Consider the following 22,178-nt stretch of genomic DNA (forward strand, 5'->3'; position numbering starts at 1 on the left):
CGGCCCGGCGCTCCGGGGCCTTCAGGAGACGCACTGCCAGATCGCTGCCTGGGTGCCGGGCGTGCTGCTCCACCCGGGGTTGTCCATGCACATCCAGGTGGGGGCGCCGGACGGGGTGGTGCCGCTGATCCAGAAACCGGGGTCGCCGTTGATGCCGTCGGTGTCCCACCACTTCTGGTTCAGCGCGCCCGTGCAGTCGTACTGGATCAGCTTGGCGCCGTTGTAGGCCCGGCCGCCGGAGATGTCCAGGCACTTGCCGGAGTAGGCGTTGCGCAGCTGGATGTACGTGCCGCCGTCGGTGGCCTCGGCGCGCCACAGCTTCTCCGACGCGGTGCCGCACTCGTTCTGGACGACCGCGGCGCCGTTGTCCCTCGATCCGCCCTTGACCATCAGGCACAGGTCGCTGTGCACGTTGACGATCTCGTAGCGGCTGTCCCGCTTGCGCAGCTTCCACAGCTGGTTGGCCTGGAGGCCGGCGGCCCGCGGCTGCGCCACGGCGGCGGCGGCCGGGGCGGGGCCGGCGGCGGGTGCGGCGGCGGCGGTCGCGGCGGCGGGCGCGGCCAGGGCGAGTGCGGCGGTGGCGGCCAGGACCGTGAGGGTCCGGCGGGCGGCGGGGCGTGCGGTGGACTGCATGGAGTGATGCCTTTCGGTCGGGCGCCGCGCGGTCAACCGCGGCGCACACGAGCTGCTTTCGCGTGCCGGGCCGGACGGGGACCGGCCCGGCACGTCCACCACCCTGCCGGGCCGCCCCCGCACCGGGCATCGTGGAAGACCACGAACACGGCACCACGGGGCTCAGTCGGGCGGCGCCGCCCCCGCCCCGCCCAGCCGCGCCGCGAGCTGGGTCCGGCTGGCCACGTCGAGCTTGCGGTAGGCACTGGTCAGGTGGGTCTCCACGGTGCGGCGGGCGAGGTGCAGGCCGTCGCAGATCTCGGCGTTCGTCCTTCCCTGCACCGCGAGTTCGACCACCCGCCACTCCGCGGCCGTGAGGGCGTCCCGGCCGGTCCGGGCACGCGGCGCCCGGCGCGCGTTCGCGAGGCCGAGGGCCTCCTCGGCCGCCCGGACCAGACGTCCGGCCGCGGGTACGGGGTCCTCGGCGCCGCCGCGTGACACCAGCGCGAGCGCCTGGGCGTGGGCCTCGCGCAGGTCCTCCCGGCCCCTGCGGCCGAGACCGGCCCCGATCCGGGCGCGCCCCAGCGCGATGAGGGTCTCCACCCGCTCCACCGGCGCCGGCGCGTCGGCGAGCAGCCCGGCCGCCTCCGCGAGGAGGTCCAGGGCCGGCCGCCCGCCCGCGGCCGCGGCGCAGCCGTACAGCGCCCTCGCGACGGTGCGCGCCGTTCCCCAGTCGCGCGCGTGGCGGAGCTCCTCCGCGGCGAGCTCCCGGGCCCGGGCGGTGCGTCCGAGGGCCGCCAGGGCGAGGGCGGCCCCGGAGCGCCACGGGGTCGCGACGGGGCTGACGAAGTCGCGTGCGTCCTGCCCGGCACCGCAGGCCAGGTAGTCGTCGAGGGCAGCCTGCCAGTCGCCCGAGTCGGCGTGCAGGCGGGCCCGTGCGTAGCGCAGCTCGTTCCACTCCCAGGAACTGTCGGCGTAGGCCGCACCGGCGGCGGTCACCATCGCGCGGGCCCGCGCGGACGCGCCGAGTTCGTGGTGCGCCAGTGCGACCATGGCGACCAGGTGGGGCAGTCGCACCCCGCGTGCGGTGCAGTCCGCCACCAGCGGGACGTTCTCGGCCAGCACCCGTCGGAAGTCCCCCGCCCAGAGCGCGGCTTCGGCGCGGACGCTGAGCAGGCACTGCACGCCGACGTCGGTGAGGTCGGGCGGCACGGGCGCCGCGGGCAGGCAGCCGTCGACCAGGGCCCGGACCTCGTCCAGCCGGTCGGCCCACTGCAGGAGCGTGGCGGCGCTGCCCAGCCAGGCCGTGCGCACCCCGGGATGGACGGGGGAGGACAGACGGGCCCGTACCCGGGCGACCGCCTCGGCCGCCGGGACGAGGCCGGCGCCCACCTCGTACTCGGTGATCAGACCGCAGACCAGCGGCTCCACGGGCGCCGGGGCCGTGGACGCCAGCGCGCGCAGCCCCGCGACCGCGTGCCGCCAGGCGGTCGCGTCGTGGGAGGAGACGAGCGCCGTGACCGCCCGCAGGACGTGGACGAGGTCGTCGTCCGCACCCGAGCGCGCCTGGTCCAGGACCCGCAGCGCGGTGTCCGTGCGGCCGCGCGCCACGAGGGCCGCGCCCAGGGCGGGCGCCGCGGCGGCGCTCTCGCGGCGGTCCGGGTGCAGTTCCAGGCCGGCGCGCAGGCTGCGGATGCCGGCGTCCGCGCTGTGCGGGAACTCCCAGGCGCCCAGGCGCAGGGTGAGGGCCGCGCGCCGGCCCGGATCGAGGGAGCCGCGCAGCGCGTGCCGGAGCAGGGAGGCGGCTCCGGCGGTACGGCCGTGCCGGGCCGCCTCGTCGGCCGCCTCCTCCAGGGCGTGGACCATCCACGGCGCACCGGGGCGGTCGAGCAGCAGCAGACGGGCGGCCACGACCGCGGCGGGGGCGCCGCGTTCGTGGAGGCGCCGGGCGATGCCGGTGTGCAGGGCGGCCAGTTCGTCGGGCCGCGCCGCGGCCAGCGCCGCCTCGTGCGCGAGGGGGTGGGCGAAGACCTGCGCGAGGCGCCCGGCCGTGGCCGCGGGAGGCACCTCCGACTCGGGCAGCAGGGCCGCCACCCGCGCGACGGAGGACGCGGCCGGTTCGCCCCGGGCGAGGGCGGCGAGGGCGAGGCAGAACCGCCGGGAGGGCTCGTCGGCGCGGTTCCGGAGCCAGTGCACGAGCCGGTCCCGGTAGCGGCTCCCCGCCGCGCTGCCCGCGGGGCGGGGCAGCGGGCCTTCCGCGAGGTCGGCGAGCAGCGCCTGGACCAGCGCGGGGTTACCGGCGCTCGCGGCCGCGCAGGTGCGGGCCCGGTCGGCGTCCAGGCCGTGCCCGGCGGCGAGCGCGGCGACCGCGTCCGGCCCGAGCGGGGGCAGCGTGTGGACGGCGCCACCGGCCCGGGGGAGCCAGGTGACGTCCGAGGGGTCGCCGCACTCGGTGAGCAGCAGCACGACCGGCAGCCCCGCGACCCGCCGGGCCAGGTACCCGAGCCAGCGCCGGGACACCGCGTCGGCGTGCTGTACGTCGTCCACCGCGAGGAGCACGGGGCGCGGGGCACCGGACCCGGCCTCCCCCGCACCGGCCAGCCGGGCCACGAGGCGGTGGAAGGCCCGCTCCTCGTGGCCCGCGTCCGGCGCGTCGAACGGGATGCGGTCGTCCGTGACGGGGAAGAGCTGGCGGACCAGGGCGAAGGGGAAGCCCGACTCCTCGGCCGCGGACTGCGCCCGCCGGGCCAGCACGGAGCCGTCCCGGGTCTCCCGCCGGACCACCTCGTCCAGGACCGCGGTCCGGCCGCGTCCGGCGGGCGCCCGCAGCAGCAGCCAGCCGCCCCGCCCCGCCCGGGCGGCGGCCGTGGCCTCCGCCGCGGCCCGGAGCACCTCGTCGCGTTCGGCAAGCGGCCGGGCAGCGGCCCGGGTGGCCGGCGGGCACGGCCGGTCCTGCGGACGTGCCCGGATCTGACCCCGTGCCTGCGCGTGCGCCTGGGTCCGCGGCCGTATCTGCGCCACTCTGTCCTCTCCCGTCACTCCGTCCCCTCCCGCCCACCCGTGCGGCGCCCGGGCCCGTTCTTCGGTGGGGGAGGGACGGACGCCCGGGGCGCTTCCGGTCGTGCCCCTCGCATCCTGCGCCGTGTGCGGGACCGGCAAGAGGTGATCTTCAGTCAGTTCCGTGGCGGAATCCAACAGTTACGGCCATACCGGCCGGAACCGGGGGGAGCCGACGCCGTCGTGGCTCGGTCGGGACCGATCGTTTTTCGCCGAATTCGTGGATCCGGCCGCTCGGCGCCGGGCGATCGGTAGCGTCCCGTTTCGAAAGAACCGATGCCGGTGACGGCGAAAGCAGTGTGGAGGACGACCATGGCCAACGTGGAAGTTTCGCTCAAGGAAGCGATGACCTCGATCGACGGCGCCCTGGGGGTGGCGCTGGTGGACTACACCAGCGGCATGGCCCTCGGCACGCTCGGCGGTGGCAAGGACCTGGACCTGACGGTTGCCGCGGCCGGCAACACCGACGTGATCCGTGCCAAGGTCAGGACCATGGAGATGCTGGGCCTCCAGGACGACCTGGAGGACGTGCTGATCACGCTGGGCGGCCAGTACCACCTCATCCGGCTGCTGCGCAGCCGCAGCGGCAGCGGCCTGTTCCTCTACCTCGTGCTCGACAAGGGGAAGTCCAACCTCGCCATGGCCCGCCACCAGCTCCGCCGCATCGAGGCCGAACTCGAGGTCTGACGCGAACGTCCCGCTTGGCCCACGCATGCCCATGAGTTGAAGACATCTTCAACTCGACACATCCGAAACCGGTCAACTTCGGGTGCGCGTGGGCCGGCGGGACGCGACGATGGGACCGGAGGCAGGTCCCCGGTGTGGGAGGCGCGGCCGTGGCAACGGTCCGAGGAGCAGCAGGAGCGTCGTGACTATGCAGGTGCCGCTGTACCAGGCGAAGGCCGAGTTCTTCCGGATGCTCGGCCACCCGGTCCGCATCCGCGTGCTCGAACTCCTCCAGGCCGGACCCATGCCGGTGCGGGACCTGCTGGCCGAGATCGACGTGGAGGCGTCCAACCTCTCCCAACAGCTGGCCGTCCTGCGCCGCTCCGGCATCGTCGTGTCCACCCGCGAGGGCTCCACGGTCACCTACGCCCTGGCCGGCGGGGACGTGGCCGACCTGCTCCGGGCCGCGCGGCGCATCCTGACCGAGATGCTGGCCGGCCGCAACGAACTCCTGGCCGAGCTCCGGCAGGGCCAGCCGGTCGCCCCGGCGCCGGACCCGGTCCGCACCTGACGGCGGCCGGTCCCGGGCCGACCGCTCAGGCCAATCCCAGCGCGAAGACGGCGAACCCCGCCGCGAGCACGCCCGCCACCGCCCGCCGGACGGCGCCGGCCCGCGTCCACGGGGACTCGAAGACCCGCGCGTACCGCCCGATCAGGACGAGCAGCCCGGCGAACAGCGGCAGCCAGGCCAGGCGGGCCAGGATCCAGCCGACCGAGTCGGGCGCCCCGACCAGACCGGCCGCCCCGCCCGCGTACGAGGCGGGGACCGCGGCCGCCAGCATGGCGCTCTGGTGCCAGCACAGGATCGTCATCGCCGACAGGTTGACCACGACCACCGGTGCCCACAGCGCCGGCCGCCGCAGCAGCCGGCCGATCCGCTCGCGCAGCAGGACCGCGGCACCGCTCTGCACCGCCGCGAGGGCCAGGACGAGGAGCGACGGCGGATGGGAGTTGGTCCGGGCCTCCCCGGGCACACCCACCATCGACGCGGGGTAGCCGAACCAGACCAGCAGCGCGGCGAACAGCGCGGCGCCGCCGAGCAGCAGGCCCCACGCGTGGCGGCGGGCGACCCGGCCCTCGCCCCACGAGACGCCGAGCTGGTACGCGAAGAGCCAGCCGGGCAGCACGTTGAGGACGCCCAGCCAGGACGGCACGGCATCGGCGTACGGTCCGTAGCGCAGGAAGTCCACGGCGGCGACCGACCCGAGCAGCGGCGCCGCGGCCCACGCGCCGAGCCGGCGGGCGGCCCGCACGCAGTACGGGGTCAGCGCCGTCACCACCGTGTACACCCCCACGAACCACAGCGGCTGCACCACCAGCGTCGACGCCGTCCTGAGGGTGTCGCCCGGCACCGCCAGGCCGAAGTGCAGCAGCGGGAGCAGGGCCGCCCAGACCGCGGTGACCCCGAGCACGGGCCGCCCGAGGCGGGCGATCCGGCCCCGCAGCCACGTACCCGCGGGGCCCTGGTGGCGGCGGAAGGAGAGCACGGAGGCGTAGCCCCCGACCAGGAAGAAGATCCCGAGCATCTGCAGGAACCAACTGGCCGGCGCCAGCCCGCCGAAGGCGGACAGCGGACTGGCGTTGTGGAGCGCGCCGTCGGGCGAGCGGGTGAAGCCGCCGAGCAGCCAGTGCCCGGTGGGTACGGCGACCAGCGCCAGGGCACGCAGCCCGTCGATCGCGCGGTCGCGGTGGGCCGGCGTACCGGCCTCGATCCTGCGGGCCGTCGCGCGCAGCGCCTTCATCGGGCCGCTCCGTCCGCGATGGCGGCGAACGCGCGCAGCGAGGCGGTACCGGGCGCGAAATAGCCGTCGTGACCGCGTGCGTCGGCGGCCGGTACGGGGCGGGCCCCGAACCCGGGTCCGGCGGGGTCGGCCCCGTGGCCCAGCCCGGCGAACTCGACCGCGGGGACCAGGTCGATCCAGTCGGTCGGGTCCTTGGCGGCCCACACCCGGGCCGTGGTGCCCAGGTCGGCGGCGGTGTCCGCCCGCATGCCGGGGGAGGCGATGGCGACCAGGTCCCGGGCCGCCAGCCGAGGGGCGGCGAGTCCGCAGACCACCGAGCCGTAGCTGTGGCAGAACAGCGCCGGCGAGGCGGCGCCGACGGCCCGCAGGCCGTCCGTGAACCGGGCGAGCCGGTCCGCACCGGCCTCGGCCAGCTCCCCGCCCGCGGCGTCGAGGCCGACCCCGACCGGCGTGGTGTAGCCGGCCCACGCGACCACCGCGGTCCGGGCGCCGGCGGCCCCGCGCAGGGCGGTGGCCTTGCGGGTCAGCGACGCCAGGTTCCCGGCGTCCACGTCCGACCCGGGCACGACCACCGCCACGTTCCGCGCCGTGCCGAGATCGCCGTACACGAGCACGGCCTGGCCGCGGCCCCGCGGGTCGTAGGCGAGGACCTGCCGGCCGGCGAACCGCGCCCCGGCGGTACGGGCGTTGGCGGCGTACCGCACGGCGACCGGCGCGCCGTCGAGGTTCCCGACCACGTCCGGGTGCGAGCGGACCAGCTCCTGCTGCCGCCGCAGCCCCAATCCCTCGAAGTACTGGGCGATCTGATCCGGTGTCATGCGCTCCGGGTCGGGCAGGCCCGCGGCCCGCCACGCCGCCGTGCCCACGGGCGGCCCGGTCACCGGCCGCTGCCCGGCCCCGGACACCCAGCCCGCGGTGCCGGCCACCGCCGAGGCCGTCAGCACGGCGGCGACCACGGTCCGCGCGATCCGGCCCCTCGCCCTGCGCACCCCCGCGATCCGCGTCCTCGTCAACCGGCGCATGGCCCTCCCCTTCCGTTCCTGTCCCGCTCGTCGTCGGCGACAGGAAGGTAGGAAGCCGTTGGTGCACGACACGTCACACCGCAGCGCCAACTACGCGCTCATACCCCAGTAGGGGGTGGAGGAGCGGCGAACCTCCCTCCAGAGGTGGGGTTTTCCCCCGCCCCACCCCCACACCGCCCCACTCCCCGACCCCGTGTGGTGTGTGGGGGAGGCGCTTGACGGGGGTGGCAGGCTGGTCCGGAGGCAGGCCCTGGCCTGGGGTGGCCGAAGGCCTCGAAGCCCCAGGGGTGGGCCTGCCACAGGGCCCTGCAGGCCGCCCCCGTCAAGCGCCGGGGGACCCACACACCACAGGGCGCGCCCCTCGAAGCGAGCCGCCCGACACCACCCGAGCAACGCACCCCTGTCGTATCGGGTGTGTCCGGCACCCGGCTCAGGTTCCGGGGAGGATACGGCGCGTTTCGTAGGCCCACATCGCGATCTCGACCCGGTTGCGGGCGCCGAGTTTGGCCATCAGGCTGGCCAGATGCGTCTTCACCGTGCTGAGGCTGATGTGCAGTGCATCGGCGATCTCGGTGTTGGTCAGCCCGCGGGCGACGGCGAGGAGCACCTGCTCCTCGCGGGCGGTGACGGGGGAGACCGGCTGGGCCACGGGCCGGCCGGCGGGCAGGTCCGCGAACGCCTGGAGCAGACGGACCGTGACGCTGGGGGCAATGAGCGCCTCACCGCCGGACGCCGACCGTACGGCCTGGGCCAGCAGGTCCGGTCCCGTGTCCTTGAGGAGGAATCCGCGGGCGCCGGCACGCAGCGCGCCGTAGACGTACTCGTCGAGGTCGAACGTGGTGATGACGACCACGGCCAGCGGGTCTGCGACGCCCGGGCCGGCGACCAGCCGGGTGGCCTCGAGCCCGTCGAGGACGGGCATGCGGATGTCGAACAGGCAGACGTCGGGGCGCAGTTCGCGGGCCAGACGGACCGCCTCCCGCCCGTCGGCGGCCTCGCCGACCACCTCGATGCCGGGCTGGGCGTTCAGCATGATCCGCAACCCGGTGCGGATGATCGTCTGGTCGTCAGCGACGAGGACGCGAATGGACACCGCTCTCGCTCCTCGCTCTCGGCAGTTCGGCGTCGACGTGCCAGCCCCGGTCGGTTCCCGGGCCGGCTCGTAGTGTGCCGCCGAGCAGCGTCGCGCGCTCGCGCAATCCGGTAAGTCCGTATCCGTCGCGACCCCGGCCGGTGCGCCGGCCGTTGTCGCGCACGCTCACCCGCACCATGTGCCGTTCGGCGGCGACCCGGACGACGACCTCGGTCGCGTCGACCGCGTGGCGCACCGCGTTGGTCACCGACTCCTGCACGATCCGGTAGACGGCCGCGTCCACGGCCGGGGGCAGCGCGTCCAGCTCGCCGACGAGCCCCAGGTCGACCCTGAGGCGACCACCCGGGGTGCGTACCAGGCGCTCCAGATCCGCGACGCCGGCAGGCGGCGCCAGCTCGGCGCCGACCCCGCGGTCGCGCAGCGCGGCGACCATGGCGCGCATCTCCTCCAGCGTGCGCGCCCCTTCCTCCTCGACCCCCTCCAGCGCCTCGACGGCGGCGGACGGGTCGGCGCCCGCGAGCACCCGGCCCGCCTGGGCGATGATCACCATGGCCGACACGTGGTGGGCCACCGTGTCGTGCAGTTCCCGGGCGAGCTGCTCGCGCTCGCGGGAGCGCACCTGGTCCAACTGCCGCTCGCGAGCGGTCACCCGGAACCGCACGGCGGCCCCGACCACGCCGGGCAGCAGCCCGAAGACGAAGCCCACGATCTGTTCGACGACCGGGGTCTCGTCCGTGAAGGCACACAGGGCGCACGCCGCGACGATCACCGCGCCGCCCAGTACGATCTCCCGTCCCGATCCCCACCGGGGCAGCGCGTACACCAGCACGAGCACGACCGCGCCGGTGTACAGGCCGACGGGCTCGCGCGGTGCGGCGACGAGCGAGGCCACCTGAAGCAGGGCCACCGAGCCGAACGCCAGCGTGACCATCGCGAGCGGGCGGGTCCGGCGCCACAGGGGCAGCAGGCACAGCCATACGGCGAACACCACCGCCACCGGCCGCCACACGACGTTCTCGCGCAGGCTGGCCTCCAGCACCACACCGGCAAGGCACGCGGCGAGCAGCGCCCAGTCCCGCCGCACCCGGGCGGGCGCGTCGGCCGGCCGGGGCTCTGTCCACAGGGTTCGCACGTCGTCTCGGAGCACGGTTCTCAGCGTAGGGACCGAGCCGTGTCGCGCATCGGCCGAAAGGACGGGTCGTCACTCCGTCCCGGGGCCGACGGATCCGCGGCCCGCGGGCCGATGCCGCGGAGCGCCGTGGCGACGAGCCTCGGCATCGGCGGCCGTACAAGGACGGCCGACGAGGTGGTTGGAGGACCCGATGCTCTCGAAAGCCCTGTTGCGCCTGGGCGCAAGCGCTGCCCGCCATCCCTGGCGGGTGATCGGGGCATGGCTGATCGCCGCCGCGCTCGCCGTCCTCGCCGCCGTCGCCTTCGGCGGGCGGACCGCGGACTCGATGACCGCTCCGGGGCTGGACTCCCAGCGGGCCGCTGAACTGATCGAGCGGGCCGGCACCGGCCAGGAGGGGATGACCGCCCAAGTGGTCGTCACCCCCCTCGACGACGGTGCGACGTTCTTCGACCACGGCAGCGCGCGCACCGCCCTCACGCGGCTGCAGACCGAGGTGAAGCGGCTGCCGCACGTGCTCGGCACGAGCGACCCGGCGGGGGCACTCGACGCACGCGGGGACACCGCCGTGCGCGGCGGCCTCGTCTCGGCCGACGGGCGGATCGCGGTGGTCCGGGTGCAGTACCCCGACCAGAGCCGGCTGTCGGCCGACGACCTCCACGCCCTCGTCGCTCTCGGCGACCGGCTGCGCGCCGAACTGCCCCTGCGCATCGAGATGGGCGGGAACCTCTTCTACGCCTTCTCCGACCCCGACGGCGGCGCGAGCGAGCTGATCGGCCTCCTCGCCGCGGCCGCGATCCTGTTCCTGGCGTTCGGTTCGCTCGTCGCCGCCGCGCTGCCGATCGGCATGGCGGTCTTCGGGCTGACCGTCGGGGTCGCCACGATGACGGTACTGGCGGGGGTGACGGACGTCCCGACCTTCGCACCGGTCCTGGGCAGCATGGTCGGGCTCGGAGTGGGCATCGACTACGCGCTGTTCGTGCTCGCCAGGCACCGGGAGTACCTCGCGCGCGGGCTCGATCCGCACGAGGCGGCCGGACGAGCGGTGGCCACGGCGGGGCGGCCGGTGGTCTTCGCCGGCGGCACCGTCGTCGTGTCGATCCTCGGCCTGGCGGTCGCGAACGTACCGTTCATGACGGTGGGCGGGTTCGCCGTCTCGATCGTCGTCCTGACCATGGTGGTCGCGTCGGTGACGCTGCTGCCGGCCTTCCTCGGCGCGGCGGGCCCGCGTCTGGGCCGGGCCGGCCGGATCGGCCGGGCTCTTCGGGCCGGGCGGCTCTTCCGACGGCAGGGCGCGGCGCCGGACGCCGTCCCCGCCGCCGGTTGGCGGCGCTGGATCGGGCACGTCAGCCGGCACCCGGTGCCGTACGCGGTCGGCGCGGCGGGGCTGCTGCTGACCGCGACGCTGCCCGTGCTCGGCCTGCGCGTCGGCCTGCCCGACGACGGTTCGATGCCCCCCAGCCGTACCGAGCGCCGGGCCTACGACCTCGTCGCCGAGGGGTTCGGCCCGGGCACCAACGGTCCCCTCGTCATCGCCGCGGACCCCGCCGGTGATCCGGGAGTGCTGGACCGACTCGCCGGGGCGGTCGCGGCGGATCCGGGCATCGCGTCCGTCGCGCCGACGCACGTCGATCGGGCCACCGGCATCGCGACCCTCGTGGTGTTCCCGACCAGCAGCCCTCAGGACGAGGCCACGGTCGACACCATCGCCCGGCTGCGCACCGACGTGCTGCCCACGGCGATCGGGCACGGCCCGGCCAGGGCCCACGTCGGCGGCGCCGCCGCGAGCCTGTCCGACGTGGGCCGACGCACCAGCCAACGCCTGCCGGTGCTCGTCGCCACCGTGCTGGCGATGTCGTTCCTGCTGCTGATGCTGGTCTTCCGCTCGGTACTCGTACCGCTCAAGGCGGTACTGCTGAACCTGCTGAGCATCGGCGCGGCCTACGGCGTCATGGTCGCGGTCTTCCAGTGGGGCTGGGGAGGCGCGCTCATCGGGCTGGAAGCGACGGTTCCGATCGTGTCGTTCATCCCGATGTTCCTCTTCGCCATCCTGTTCGGACTGTCGATGGACTACGAGGTGTTCCTCCTCTCCCGCGTACGCGAGGAGTACCTGCGCACCGGCGACAACGGCACGGCGGTCGTCGAGGGCGTCTCGGGCACCGCCCGGATCATCACCTCGGCCGCCCTCATCATGGTGGCGGTCTTCCTGTCCTTCGCCGTCGCCAACGACCCCTCCACCAAGATGTTCGGGCTCGGCCTGGCCACCGCGATCTTCATCGACGCCACGGTCGTCCGCATGGTGCTGGTACCGGCGACCATGACACTCCTCGGCCGGACCAACTGGTGGCTGCCGAAGTGGCTGGACCGGATGCTTCCCCGCGGCCCGGTCGGCGCCGACGACACCGACGCGGAATCCACGGGTGAGGCCGCGTCCGCGGCTGCTTGACCGTTGACCCGACGCCTGCCCGCCGTTGGCGTCCGGCACTGCGCGCGTCACCCAGGTGCACGTCGAGTCGTGATCACACGTCCCTCATTGATCACGACTCGATACGCGCCCTGGCACCCACCGGGCCGGCTACGCCCCACCGCGCCGGCCACCCCCTACCGCCCCCCAGGCGTAACCAACCCCGACTCGTAGGCGAAGATCACCGCCTGGGCGCGGTCGCGCAGGTCCAGCTTGGCCAGCACCCGCCCGATGTGCGTCTTCACCGTCTGCTCGGCGAGCACCAGGTGTCCGGCGATCTCCTGGTTGGACAGCCCCCGGGCGATCAGCTCCAGCACCTCCGTCTCCCGCGGCGTCAGCCCGTTGAGGCGCAGCGCGACCCGGTCGGTGCGCGGCGCGGGCCGGGAGGCCGCGAAGTCGGCGATCAGCCGCCGGGTCACCGAGGGCGCCAGCAGCGCCTCACCGGCCGCGACCACCCGCACCGCGGAGATCAGGTCGGCCGGCGGCGCGTCCTTCAACAGGAACCCGGAGGCCCCGGCGCGCAGCGCCTCGTACACGTAGTCGTCCACGTCGAAGGTGGTGAGCATCAGCACCTTGGGCCGGTGGACCACCCCCGGCGGGGGGTCGAGGATCTCCCGCGCTGCCGCGAGCCCGTCCAGCTCGGGCATCCGCACGTCCATCAGGACCACGTCGGGGTGCGTGGCGCGGGCCACGTCGACGCCCCGCCGGCCGTCCGGCGCCTCGCCCACCACGTCGATGTCGGACTGCGCGGACAGCAGGGCGGCGAAGCCCGCCCGCACCATGGCCTGGTCGTCGACGATGATCACGCGGATGGTCACGGGGCGCCCTTCGGAACGGTCAGCGGCAGCCGGGCGGCGACCCGGAAGCCCCCGTCCGGCAGCGGCCCGGCGTCGAGCGAGCCGCCGGTCAACCGTACGCGCTCGCGCATGCCGACGAGGCCGTGGCCGGCGCCGGGGCCGTGCTCCACCGGGGCGGCCGGCTCGGCGGCGGGCCCGTTGACGACCAGGACGTCCAACCAGCCCTCCGCGTCCCCGCGCACGGACACCCGGGTCGCGGCGCCCGGCGCGTGCCGGACCACGTTCGCCAGCGCCTCCTGCACGATCCGGTACGCCGACAGCTCCACCGCCTGCGGCAGTTCGCCGTGCTCCCGGAGGTCACCGGCCAGCGACAACTCGGCCGGCACGCCGGCCCGTACGGTCGCCTCGACCAGGTGCTGCACCCGGTCCAGGCCCGGCTGCGGCGCCCGCTCGCCCTCCGCGCCCTCGCTGCGCAGCACCGCCAGCAGCCGCCGCATCTCGGCGAGCGACTCGCGGGCCCCGGCCGCGATCGTCGCGAACTCCTCGCGGGCCGCATCGGGAAGGTCCGGGATCCGGTACGGGGCGGAGTCCGCCTGCACGGTGATCACCGACATGTGGTGGGCCACCACGTCGTGCAGCTCGCGGGCGATCCGGGCGCGCTCCTCCAGGAGCGTCCGGCGGGACCGTTCGGCCTCGCTGATCGTCTCCTGCTCCACCAGCCGCCACTCGGCCTCGCCGCGCCCGCGCAGCGTCGCGGTGAGCAGCAGCACGGCGCCGCTGAGCACGAAGAGCAGCACGGTCACCCCGCCCGCGCGGTCCGGCGAGACCATCTCGAAGACCGCCCCCGCCGCACCGGTCGCGAGCCACACCCCGATCAGGACGCGCCGGGACTCCCGCAGCCCGAGGGCCAGCATCAGCGCGAGGTAGCCGACGACGACCATGGGCGTCCACGGCCAGGGCCGGCCGTCCACACCGGAGGCGGCCAGCATCGCGAACCCGCCCGCGACGTCCCCGGCGAAGACGATCCACCAGGCCCGCAGCGGCCGGGTGACGGCGAGCACCAGCGGCGCGGTCTGCGCGGTGGCGAGGGCGCCGGCGAGGGCGCCGTCCACGTGGTAGTCCTGCACCAGGACGGTGACGGTGACGGGCAGCAGCGACGCGACGAACGCCAGCGCCACCCCGTACGGCAGCCACCGCACCCACGCGGACGACGCCCGGGCGAACAGGGCCTCGCCGGGACCGGTGGGCGCGGCGAGGGCCACCGCGGAACTCCGCAGCGACTCCCGGGCCCGGGCCCCTGCCTGTGACGCGCGCGGCCGACGCCGCTTCTCATCCTTCATGGTCCGGCCAGCGTATGTACCGCGCGGGCACCGGCACGTCATACCGGGGTACCCCCCCCGGGCCGTACCCCGGTAGGGGGCGGGCTCCACGAACCGCGGTGAAGGTGGGGCGGGCCCCGGCGCCGGAGCACCGGGACGCCGGTTCAGGGCCGGGGCAGGGGCGGGTGCGTGGCCAGCCAGTGGCGCGCGATCTGCTCGCGGGTGGCGGTCCACCCGCCGCCGAGCTGCGCGACGTGCTTGAGGAACCCGTCGAGGGCGCGGACGCGGCCGGGCCGGCCGGTGATCCGGCAGTGCAGGCCGACGCTCATCATGCGCGGGCGGTCGGCGCCCTCGGCGTGCAGGGCGTCGTACGTGTCGACGAGGTAGTCGAGCATGTCGCCGGCGGTGGTGAAGCCGTGCACGATCAGGAACTTGAAGTCGTTCGCGTCCAGGCAGTACGGCACCACGAGGTGCGGCCGGCCGGCCGCCTCCACGTAGAACGGCAGGTCGTCCGAATAGTCGTCGGAGTCGTAGAGGAAGCCGCCCGCCCCGGCGATCAGGTTCCGGGTGCGGGAGCTCGTGCGGCCGGTGTACCAGCCCACGGGCCGGCGCCCCACGAGCCGCTCGACCGTCGCGACCGTCCGCGCGATGTCGGCGCGCTCGACGTCCTCGGGCACGTGCCGGTAGTCGATCCAGCGCCAGCCGTGGCCCGCGACCTCCCAGCCGGCCGCGCCCATCGCCCGCGCCGCGTCCGGATTGCGCTCCAGGGCCTGCCCCACCCCGTGGACCGTCACCGGCACGCGGTGGGCCGTGAGCGTGCGGTGGAGGCGCCAGAAGCCGGCGCGCGAGCCGTACGCGAACATCGACTCGACGTTCAGGTCGCGCCCGCCCACCACCGGCGGAGCGCCGACGATCTCGTGCAGGTAGCCCTCGGAGGCGGCGTCGCCCTCCAGGACGTTCTGCTCGCCGCCCTCCTCGTAGTTGAGGACGAGGCTGACGGCGACCCGGGCACCGCCGGGCCAGCCGGCGTGCGGCGGCTCGGCACCGTACCCGACCAGGTCGCGCTGTTGCTCGGACACGGGCGGCACCCTACCGCTGTCCGCCCGCCGTACCGGGAAGGCGGGCCTCGCAGGGCAGCCGCGTCGCGAGGCCGTCCGTACGAGCGCTCCACGACACGTCACGGGCCCCGCGCGTCGACACGGACGGCGGTCCGGGCACGGCGCGGGATGCGCCGCGGGTCCCGGCGTGGAACCGTTCTCGCATGACCGAAGGCTCGACTCCTCATCTCTCTCCGGCGCGGATCACCGTCCTGGGTGTCCAGCCCGCCAATCCGCCCTTCCGCATCGTCGAGGTCGACGGAGAGTTCGTCGGCAGGGCGATGTCGATGACCGACGTGCTGCTGATCGCGGCCGAATCGGGCGTCCCGATCCACGACCTCGACGACCTGGAAGAGGTCCGGTGGGTGGGAGGGGGCAAGTTCACCTGGACCCCGCACTGAGCCGCCCGCACTGAGCCGCCCGCGGCGGGCGGCCCCGGCTGCCCGGGCCCCGGACCCGCCGGCGCCGTCGGAAACCCCGTGGCGCGAGCCCCCGGCCGGCCCGCAGAATCACGGCGCATGGGAACAGACATCTACGGGTTCGTCGAATGCTCTGCCGAGTACGGCGAAGAGCCGTGGCAGGCCGCCATCGACCTCGACCTGCTGTACGACGGGCGGGACTACGACGCCTTCGGCTGCCTCTTCGGCGTGCGCAACTTCGCGGGGTTCCGGGCCCTCGCCGAGCGCCGCGGCCTGCCGCCCGACGCCTCGTCGACCGTACGCGCCCGGGTCGAGGACTGGGGGACCGACGCCCACGACACCACCTGGATCAGCTGGGCGGAGATCGGGCGGATCGACTGGTCGGAGCCGGCCGAGCAGGTGGACGCCCGCATCCACGAGTACCGCCGCACCGCGGACGGCGGCTGGGTGATGGCGGGCAAGGCCTCCTGGAGCGCGCGGGTCGCCGAAGTCACCGGACTGGAAAGGCGGCGCGACCCCGGCAGGCTCTTCCGGTACGAGGACCACGACTGGCCGGAGGGCACGGAATGGCGGGACGGCGAGGACCGCCTGTACCGCATCGGGCGCATGACGCGGCGTGAGGCGATCCCGGTCGACGGGGAGTGGGAGCCGGTCTGGACCGTCATGCGGACGCTCGCCGCCCGGCACGGCGACGAGAACGTCCGGCTGACCGTGTGGTTCGGCAGCTGACCCGGCCGGGCGGCCGGGGACGCCGCAGCGCGCGAGCAGCGCGCTGGTGCTGTCCGAGGTGGGGGCCGTGGGGTTCGGCTTCCCGGTACCGCTGTTCTACGTCGTCACCGGCATCGAGTTCGACCTGAGCGCGCTGCTCGACGGAGGGCGGGAGCTGTTCCTGCTGCCCGTGTTCCTGTTGCTCCTCCTGGTGGTGCGCGGGGCCCGGCGCGGAGGAGTCCTGGTGACCGGTCCCGCCGAGCCGCTGCGCCGCGGCCGTGCCGGGTGGGACAGTGGAGGCATGTGTGGCCGATACGCCTCCTCACGGGCTCCCGAAGACCTGGCCGGCCTCTTCGAGGCCGAACTCGACCCCGACCGCGGCGTGCCGGGCCCTTCGTGGAACGTGGCGCCGACGGACGAGGTGTGGACCGTCCTCGAACGCGTCGACAAGGGCACGGGCGAGGTCCTGCGGCGCCTGCGCCCCGTGAAGTGGGGCCTGGTGCCCTCCTGGGCGAAGGACCCCTCCGTCGGCTCCCGGATGATCAACGCCCGGGTGGAGACGGTGCACGAGAAGCCCGCCTACCGCAAGGCGTTCACCCGGCGGCGCTGCCTGCTGCCGGCGGACGGCTTCTACGAGTGGGTCGCGGTGCCCGCCAGCGGCACGGCGAAGGCCTACAAGCAGCCGTACTTCATCCGCCCCGCGGACGACGGCGTCATGGCGATGGCGGGCCTGTACGAGTTCTGGCGCGACAAGTCCGTCGAGGACGACGACGATCCGGCGGCCTGGCTCACCACCGCCACGATCCTCACCACCGAGGCCACCGACGAGGCGGGCCGCATCCACCCCCGGATGCCCCTCGCCCTCCACCCCGACGACTACGCGACCTGGCTCGACCCCGCCCACCAGCACACGGACGACCTGCGCGCCCTGCTGCACACCCCCGCCGACGGTCGCCTGACCGCGACGGCGGTCTCCACCGCGGTCAACAGCGTCCGCAACAACGGCCCCCACCTCCTGGAACCGGTGTAGGCGCGGAACCGGCAGATCACGCGGACCGAACGGAGCGCGAAGACGGAACCGGGCGCGCCGGCCGACGGCCGCACGCGCCCGGTCAGGGGCTCCGGTGCCGCGTCAGGGGCGGATGCCGTCGCAGGTGATGCGCAGGTGGCGCGGGCCGCGCAGCACCGCGTTCTGCCGGTACGGCGGCGGGTCCGCCACGAGGCGCGGGTTCTCCAGCCGGCGGGCCAGCTCCGACAGCGCCATCTGGGCCTCGAGACGGGCCAGTGGAGCGCCGAAGCAGCTGTGGATGCCGCTGCCCAGCCCGAGGTGCTGGATGTCCTTCCGGTAGGGGTCGAAGCGGTGCGGATCCGCGAAGCGCTCCGGGTCGCGGTTGCCGGAGGCCACCACCAGCCACATCGTGGAGCCCTTCGGGATGGTGACCCCGCGGACCTCGATGTCGGAGAGCGCGGTGCGGCCCGGGAGGAGCTGCACGGGGGGCTCGTAGCGCAGGAGTTCTTCCACCAGGGGCACCGCGAGGCCCGGGTTGGCGCGCAGGTCCGCCAGGACCTCCGGGTGGCGCAGGAGGGTGAGCATGCCGTTGGTGATGAGGTTGACCGTCGTCTCGTGGCCGGCGATCAGCAGCAGCGCCGCGGTGCTCAGCAGCTCCATGGTGGACATGGGCCCGTCCTCGCCCTTGCCGCCGCCGCCCGCGGCCAGCTGGGAGAGCATGTCGTCGCCGGGCTTCTTGCGGCGCTCCTCGATCAGCCCGGCCAGGTACATGCCGAGCTCCATGCGGGCGCCCTGGGAGACCTTGGCCCGTTCGACGGGGTCGGAGTCGGGGTCCGGGTCGAGACTGGCGGCCAGGGTGTCGGCCCAGACGTGGAAGCGGGACTCGTCCTCGTGCGGCACACCCAGCAGCCGGCAGATCACGGTCACCGGGAACGGGTACGAGAACTGCTCGACCACGTCGACGTCGCCCGGGTCGCCGATGCCGTCGATGAGGTCCTTGACGATCGTGTGGAGTTCGGGCCGCATGGAGTCGACGCGGTGCGGCGAGTGCGGGGGCCCGAAGGGGCGGTTGGTCATGCGCCGAAGCCGGTCGTGCTCCGGCGGGTCGAGCCGGAGGAAGGGGGTCGGTAGGGCGGTGGACTCCTCATCCTCGGCATCGGCCAGCGGGTCGTTTCCGACGGCGGTCCGGTTGCGCGGGTCGGAGCTGAGCCGCGGGTCGTGGAGCAGGGCGCGGATGTCGTGGTAGTGGCTGATCGCGTACGGCCCGTCGCCGTCGTGGTAGACGGGGGTCTTGCGCAGCTCCTCGTACAGCGGGTACGGGTCGGCGCGGCTGGCGGGGTCGAGGATGCGGCGCAGGATGTCTTGGGGCATGGGGAGGCTCCTCCGGGGGCCGGGTCGGCGGGTCAGTGCCCGGCGGGGGTGAATTCCATCCGCCGATCGGCCGGCGAGTAGCCGCTCAGGGTGATGGTGGGCCCGTGGGTGGGGACCGAGGGGTCGGGGAAGTCGGCCGAGACGGGTCGCCGGCCTTCGGGGCGCCGGTCGACGGTGTCGTACGGCGGCGGGAACGGTGCCGTGATCTCGATCTGCCGCTCGTAGAACTCGAGCCAGCGGGTGTTGTCGAAGGTGACGGCGCCGATGACGCGCCCCTGGTAGCCGTAGACGGCGGCGAAGCGCCGCTCGGCCAGGGAACCCTGGGTGATCATGACTTCGGTGCCCATGGACGGCACGCCGACGGACTTGATGTTGACCCCGAACTGGCTCGACCAGAAGGCGGGGACCCACATGTGCGGGCGCCGCTCGGTGCTCTCGCTGAGCATGTTGTGCGCGGCGGTCTCGGCCTGCGAGACGGCGTTGCCCCAGTGCTCCAGCGAGAGGAACTGGTAGCCGAAGAGCGGGTGCGGGGAACGGGCCACGTCGCCGGCGACGAAGATGTCGTCGGTGACGATGCCCCGGATGTCGAAGGCGCGGCAGCCGGCGTCGCAGGCGATGCCGCGCGGTCCGGCGCCGAGGCCGGAGCCGGCCAGCCACTCGGTGTTGCGGACGGCACCGAGGCCCACCACGACGACGTCGGCCTCCACGCTGGTGCCGTCCGAGAAGTGCGCGGCCCGGACCCGGCCGGCGGAGTCGCCCTCCAGGCGGGTGACCATCACTCCGGTGCGCAGGTCGACGCCGTTCTCCCGCTGGAGGTCGGCGGCGACCTGGCCGATCACGCCGCCGAGGGCGCCGACCAGCGGGGCGTCCGCGCGTTCGGCGACCGTGACCTCCAGGCCCCGTTCGCGGCACGCGGAGGCGATCTCGGAGCCGGTGAAGCCGGCACCGATGACGAGGACGCGGCGGGGGCCCGCGGCCAGCCGGCGGGAGAGGCCGACGCCGTCGTCGCGGGTGCGCAGCACGAAGACGCCGTCCAGCTCCGCCTCCGCCGGATTGGGCCAGGGCCGGGCCCGTACGCCGGTCGCGATGAGGAGGCGGTCGTACGGGACCTCCTGGCCGTCGTCCAGGCGCACTCGCCGGGCCGCCATGTCCAGACCGGTGGCCGCCACGCCCAGGCGCCAGTCGGCGTCGACGACGCGGCGGCGGGGCAGGGCGGTGCGCGCGGCGTCGGCGTGGCCGAGCAGCACCTGCTTCGACAGTGGCGGGCGGTCGTAGGGGTCGTACGGTTCGTCGCCGATCATGGTGAGGGTGCCCGCGAAGCCCTTCTCGCGGAGCGTCTCGGCGGCGCGCAGACCGGCCAGCGAGGCGCCGACCACGACGATGCGGCCCTCGCGTCTGAGCTGTTCGAGGGAACTGTCAGGCATCGGTGGCCGCCTCGTTCGAACCGACGGCCGACGTGGCCGCGAGGTCCGGTTCGTCGATCAGGATGGCCTGCACGGGGCACGCGGCCGCCGCCTGCAGGACCCGGGCGCGCTGCGCTTCCTGGGCCTGGGGGTCGTAGAGCAGGCCCTCCTCTCCGTGCATCGCAAAGACGTCCGGTGCCAGGAAGGCGCACTGCGCGTATCCCTGGCAGCGGTTGAGATCGACTACGAGCCTCAGCAAGGTACGGGTCCTTTCGTGGCCTGGGACTCCCCTGTACCAAGCCTGTGCCGGGAAGCCGGCCGAGGCGCGCCCGGACGGGCCGGTGGAGTGACCCCCTCGGCCGCGCCCGGCCCCGCCCGTCCCCGCCCCCACCCCGCGCGACGCCTCCCGGGCCGGCCCGGCGCCCGTTGTCAAGCCCCGAGAAATCGCGACGTGACGCCCCTCGCGGCCGGGGGCTTACTCGAAGGACGTGGGGCCCGCGCACGGCAAGGACCGGACGCCCGCACACACCGTCGAGGCCCGCACCCACCGTGAAGGAGCACGAAGATGCGGCACGCTGCCATTCCCCCGACACCCTCCACCGAGGGGAGCGCGTCATGACCTCCCTGCCCCCCTCGTCCGGCCGCCCGACCGGGCCCCCGTCGGGCCCGCTCTCCGGCCGCTCCACGCACGAGCTGCCCGCACCGCCGCCCCCGCCGCCCGCCGGGTCCCTGCCGACCGGCGGACCGCCGCCCGGCTCCGCGCTGCCCGCGGGGACCCCGCCACCATCCGGACCACCGCCGCCACCCGGGCCGCCGGGCCCGGCGGCCGGTGGACCCGGCGACCCCGACGGGCCCGGGCGCGCGACCCGCCGCAGGCGGCCGCGCAGGACCCTGTTGAGCGCCGGCACCGCGGTGGTCGTCGGAACGGCCGCCGTGCTCGCCCTCACCCTGATGTCCGGCAACCAAGCGGCCGGCGGGGAGATCTTCCTCCAGTCCGCCTCGGCCGCAGGCCCCGATCCGTTCACGCCCTCGACCGCGGGGGAGACCACGGCCGGCGACATCACCCCGGCGACCGCCGGTGGCACCGACCGGAGGATGCAGGGCGCCCGCGCGCTGGAGGTCGACGGGGCGCACCCCGGCCTCTACGGCGGCACGCGCAACGTCGCCAGCTGCGACGTGGAGCGCCAGATCGACTTCCTCACCCGGCACGGGGACAAGGGCCGGGCCTTCGCCGCCCCGCTGGGGATCCCGCAGTCCGCCGTCCCCGCGTACCTGCGGTCGCTGACACCGGTCCGGCTGGGCTGGGACACCCGGGTCACCAACCACGGGTTCGACGGCAGCCGTGCCACGGGCTACCAGGCGGTCCTGCAGGCCGGCACGGCCGTCCTGGTCGACGACCGCGGCGTGCCCAGGGTCCGCTGCGCCTGCGGCAACCCGCTGACGCCACCCGTCGCGGGCAGGGGTGCGCAGACGTACAGCGGTACGGAGTGGTCGGCGTTCCGGTCCACCGACGTCGTCGCGGTCAGGCCGGCGGTCAAGCCGGTGAAGACCGTCACGATGTACGACAAGGGCAGCAAGGGCTGGTACGAGCGGCGCAGCGGCGACGTCCGGGGCGCGCACGACCGCCCGGCGCCGCCCCCGGAGGGCCGGCCCGCCGACGCCCCCGGCCCGGCGCTGCCCTCGCCCCGCCCGCAGGAGCAGCCCCACGCGCCGGACCAGGTCCCCGGACGGGGCACGGACGACGCGAACCGGCCCCAGGACCAGGACCAGAACCCGGCCGGAAACCAGAACCAGAACCAGAACCAGAACCAGGCTCCGCCCCAGCAGCAGAACCAGCAGCCGGGCCAGAACCAGAACCAGAACCACGTCCCGCACCCGGAGCCCGGCAAGGATCCGGCACCCCCTCCCGAGAAGGAAACCGCGAAGGACCCCGGCGGGAAGACGGAACAGAAGTCGAAGGGCGACACCGGACAGCCCCCGGCGAAGGACCCCGTGAAGGATCCCGCACAGGACCCCGGCCACCCGCAGGGCCAGAAGCCGGAGAAGGCCCCCGGCCAGGACTCGGAAGGCGAGCCGGCGAAGGAACCCGCGAAGGAGGCGGCGAAGGAGTCCGCGAAGGATCCCGCACAGGACCCCGGCCACCCGCAGGGCCAGAAGCCGGAGAAGGCCCCCGGCCAGGACTCGGAAGGCGAGCCGGCGAAGGAACCCGC

Annotated in this window: 19 protein-coding genes; 7 read left to right on the plus strand and 12 right to left on the minus strand. The window is 75.0% G+C overall.

Annotated elements, in window-relative coordinates; genetic code table 11:
- Positions 1-21 precede the first annotated feature (21 nt).
- Together ACIQCH_RS10410 and ACIQCH_RS10415 are read right to left on the minus strand one after the other, a co-directional pair.
- The gene (locus ACIQCH_RS10410) at positions 22-633 is read right to left on the minus strand and encodes an RICIN domain-containing protein (RefSeq protein ID WP_402580045.1); all 612 of its coding nucleotides are present in this window, start codon (positions 631-633) and stop codon (positions 22-24) included.
- 162 nt (positions 634-795) lie between these two features.
- On the minus strand, positions 796-3,633 hold the full coding sequence (locus ACIQCH_RS10415) for a LuxR C-terminal-related transcriptional regulator (RefSeq protein ID WP_402580047.1): 2,838 nt from the start codon (positions 3,631-3,633) through the stop codon (positions 796-798).
- 348 nt (positions 3,634-3,981) lie between these two features.
- Here ACIQCH_RS10415 and ACIQCH_RS10420 point away from each other — a divergent pair, with 348 nt between their 5' ends.
- Positions 3,982-4,356: a hypothetical protein gene (locus ACIQCH_RS10420; RefSeq protein WP_402580049.1), complete on the plus strand. Its 375-nt coding sequence runs from the start codon at positions 3,982-3,984 to the stop codon at positions 4,354-4,356.
- A gap of 187 nt (positions 4,357-4,543) precedes the next feature.
- On the plus strand, positions 4,544-4,906 hold the full coding sequence (locus ACIQCH_RS10425) for a helix-turn-helix transcriptional regulator (protein ID WP_030199943.1): 363 nt from the start codon (positions 4,544-4,546) through the stop codon (positions 4,904-4,906).
- Between the two features lie 25 nt (positions 4,907-4,931).
- On the opposite strand, the gene ACIQCH_RS10430 is transcribed toward ACIQCH_RS10425, so the two are convergent.
- The 4 genes from ACIQCH_RS10430 to ACIQCH_RS10445 form a co-directional block, all read right to left on the minus strand.
- A complete protein-coding gene (locus ACIQCH_RS10430; protein ID WP_402580051.1) occupies positions 4,932-6,137 on the minus strand; it encodes an acyltransferase in 1,206 nt (401 codons plus the stop codon).
- A complete protein-coding gene (locus ACIQCH_RS10435; RefSeq protein WP_402580053.1) occupies positions 6,134-7,159 on the minus strand; it encodes an alpha/beta hydrolase in 1,026 nt (341 codons plus the stop codon). The genes ACIQCH_RS10430 and ACIQCH_RS10435 overlap by 4 nt, the downstream gene beginning before the upstream one ends.
- Before the next feature lie 430 nt (positions 7,160-7,589).
- Positions 7,590-8,252 (minus strand): response regulator transcription factor, encoded by a 663-nt coding sequence (locus ACIQCH_RS10440; RefSeq protein WP_030832911.1) that lies wholly within the window; start codon positions 8,250-8,252, stop codon positions 7,590-7,592.
- Entirely contained in the window at positions 8,227-9,399 is a 1,173-nt protein-coding gene (locus ACIQCH_RS10445) for a sensor histidine kinase (protein ID WP_402580056.1), read from the minus strand. The genes ACIQCH_RS10440 and ACIQCH_RS10445 overlap by 26 nt, the downstream gene beginning before the upstream one ends.
- Before the next feature lie 175 nt (positions 9,400-9,574).
- On the opposite strand from ACIQCH_RS10445, the gene ACIQCH_RS10450 reads away from it, so the two are divergent.
- The gene (locus ACIQCH_RS10450) at positions 9,575-11,827 is read left to right on the plus strand and encodes an MMPL family transporter (protein ID WP_402580058.1); all 2,253 of its coding nucleotides are present in this window, start codon (positions 9,575-9,577) and stop codon (positions 11,825-11,827) included.
- A gap of 155 nt (positions 11,828-11,982) precedes the next feature.
- Here the strand turns inward: ACIQCH_RS10450 and ACIQCH_RS10455 are convergent, their stop codons facing one another.
- From ACIQCH_RS10455 to puuE, 3 genes are all read right to left on the minus strand, one after another.
- Complete coding sequence (locus ACIQCH_RS10455; RefSeq protein WP_402580060.1) at positions 11,983-12,663, minus strand: response regulator; 681 nt, start codon at positions 12,661-12,663, stop codon at positions 11,983-11,985.
- The gene (locus tag ACIQCH_RS10460) at positions 12,660-13,982 is read right to left on the minus strand and encodes a sensor histidine kinase (protein WP_402580062.1); all 1,323 of its coding nucleotides are present in this window, start codon (positions 13,980-13,982) and stop codon (positions 12,660-12,662) included. Before ACIQCH_RS10460 ends, ACIQCH_RS10455 begins: the two co-directional genes overlap by 4 nt.
- 143 nt (positions 13,983-14,125) lie before the next feature.
- The gene (puuE, locus tag ACIQCH_RS10465; RefSeq protein ID WP_402580064.1) at positions 14,126-15,040 is read right to left on the minus strand and encodes an allantoinase PuuE; all 915 of its coding nucleotides are present in this window, start codon (positions 15,038-15,040) and stop codon (positions 14,126-14,128) included.
- A 182-nt stretch (positions 15,041-15,222) separates the two neighbouring features.
- Between puuE and ACIQCH_RS10470 the strand changes: the two genes are divergently transcribed.
- The 3 genes from ACIQCH_RS10470 to ACIQCH_RS10480 all read left to right on the plus strand — a co-directional run bounded on the left by ACIQCH_RS10470 (position 15,223) and on the right by ACIQCH_RS10480 (position 17,215).
- Positions 15,223-15,459: a hypothetical protein gene (locus ACIQCH_RS10470; RefSeq protein WP_402580066.1), complete on the plus strand. Its 237-nt coding sequence runs from the start codon at positions 15,223-15,225 to the stop codon at positions 15,457-15,459.
- 117 nt (positions 15,460-15,576) lie between these two features.
- Positions 15,577-16,206, plus strand: a complete 630-nt coding sequence (locus ACIQCH_RS10475) for a hypothetical protein (protein ID WP_402580068.1) — start codon at positions 15,577-15,579, stop codon at positions 16,204-16,206.
- A 280-nt stretch (positions 16,207-16,486) separates the two neighbouring features.
- Positions 16,487-17,215, plus strand: coding sequence for an SOS response-associated peptidase (locus tag ACIQCH_RS10480; protein WP_402580188.1), 729 nt, complete (start codon positions 16,487-16,489; stop codon positions 17,213-17,215).
- A gap of 102 nt (positions 17,216-17,317) precedes the next feature.
- Here the strand turns inward: ACIQCH_RS10480 and ACIQCH_RS10485 are convergent, their stop codons facing one another.
- Genes ACIQCH_RS10485 through ACIQCH_RS10495 form a run of 3 tightly spaced genes read right to left on the minus strand, consistent with a single transcriptional unit; the run spans position 17,318 to position 20,224 of the window.
- Positions 17,318-18,565 carry a cytochrome P450 gene (locus ACIQCH_RS10485; RefSeq protein ID WP_402580070.1) on the minus strand — a complete coding sequence of 416 codons (1,248 nt, stop codon included), beginning with the start codon at positions 18,563-18,565 and terminating at the stop codon, positions 17,318-17,320.
- A 32-nt stretch (positions 18,566-18,597) separates the two neighbouring features.
- A complete protein-coding gene (locus ACIQCH_RS10490) occupies positions 18,598-19,989 on the minus strand; it encodes an NAD(P)/FAD-dependent oxidoreductase (RefSeq protein WP_402580072.1) in 1,392 nt (463 codons plus the stop codon).
- On the minus strand, positions 19,982-20,224 hold the full coding sequence (locus ACIQCH_RS10495) for a ferredoxin (RefSeq protein WP_402580190.1): 243 nt from the start codon (positions 20,222-20,224) through the stop codon (positions 19,982-19,984). Before ACIQCH_RS10495 ends, ACIQCH_RS10490 begins: the two co-directional genes overlap by 8 nt.
- Before the next feature lie 359 nt (positions 20,225-20,583).
- Here ACIQCH_RS10495 and ACIQCH_RS10500 point away from each other — a divergent pair.
- The coding region (locus ACIQCH_RS10500) for a DUF6777 domain-containing protein (RefSeq protein ID WP_402580074.1) at positions 20,584-22,178 on the plus strand (1,595 nt) is incomplete at its 3' end.

The sequence above is a fragment of the Streptomyces sp. NPDC093225 genome, from assembly GCF_044753805.1.
Classification (GTDB): domain Bacteria; phylum Actinomycetota; class Actinomycetes; order Streptomycetales; family Streptomycetaceae; genus Streptomyces.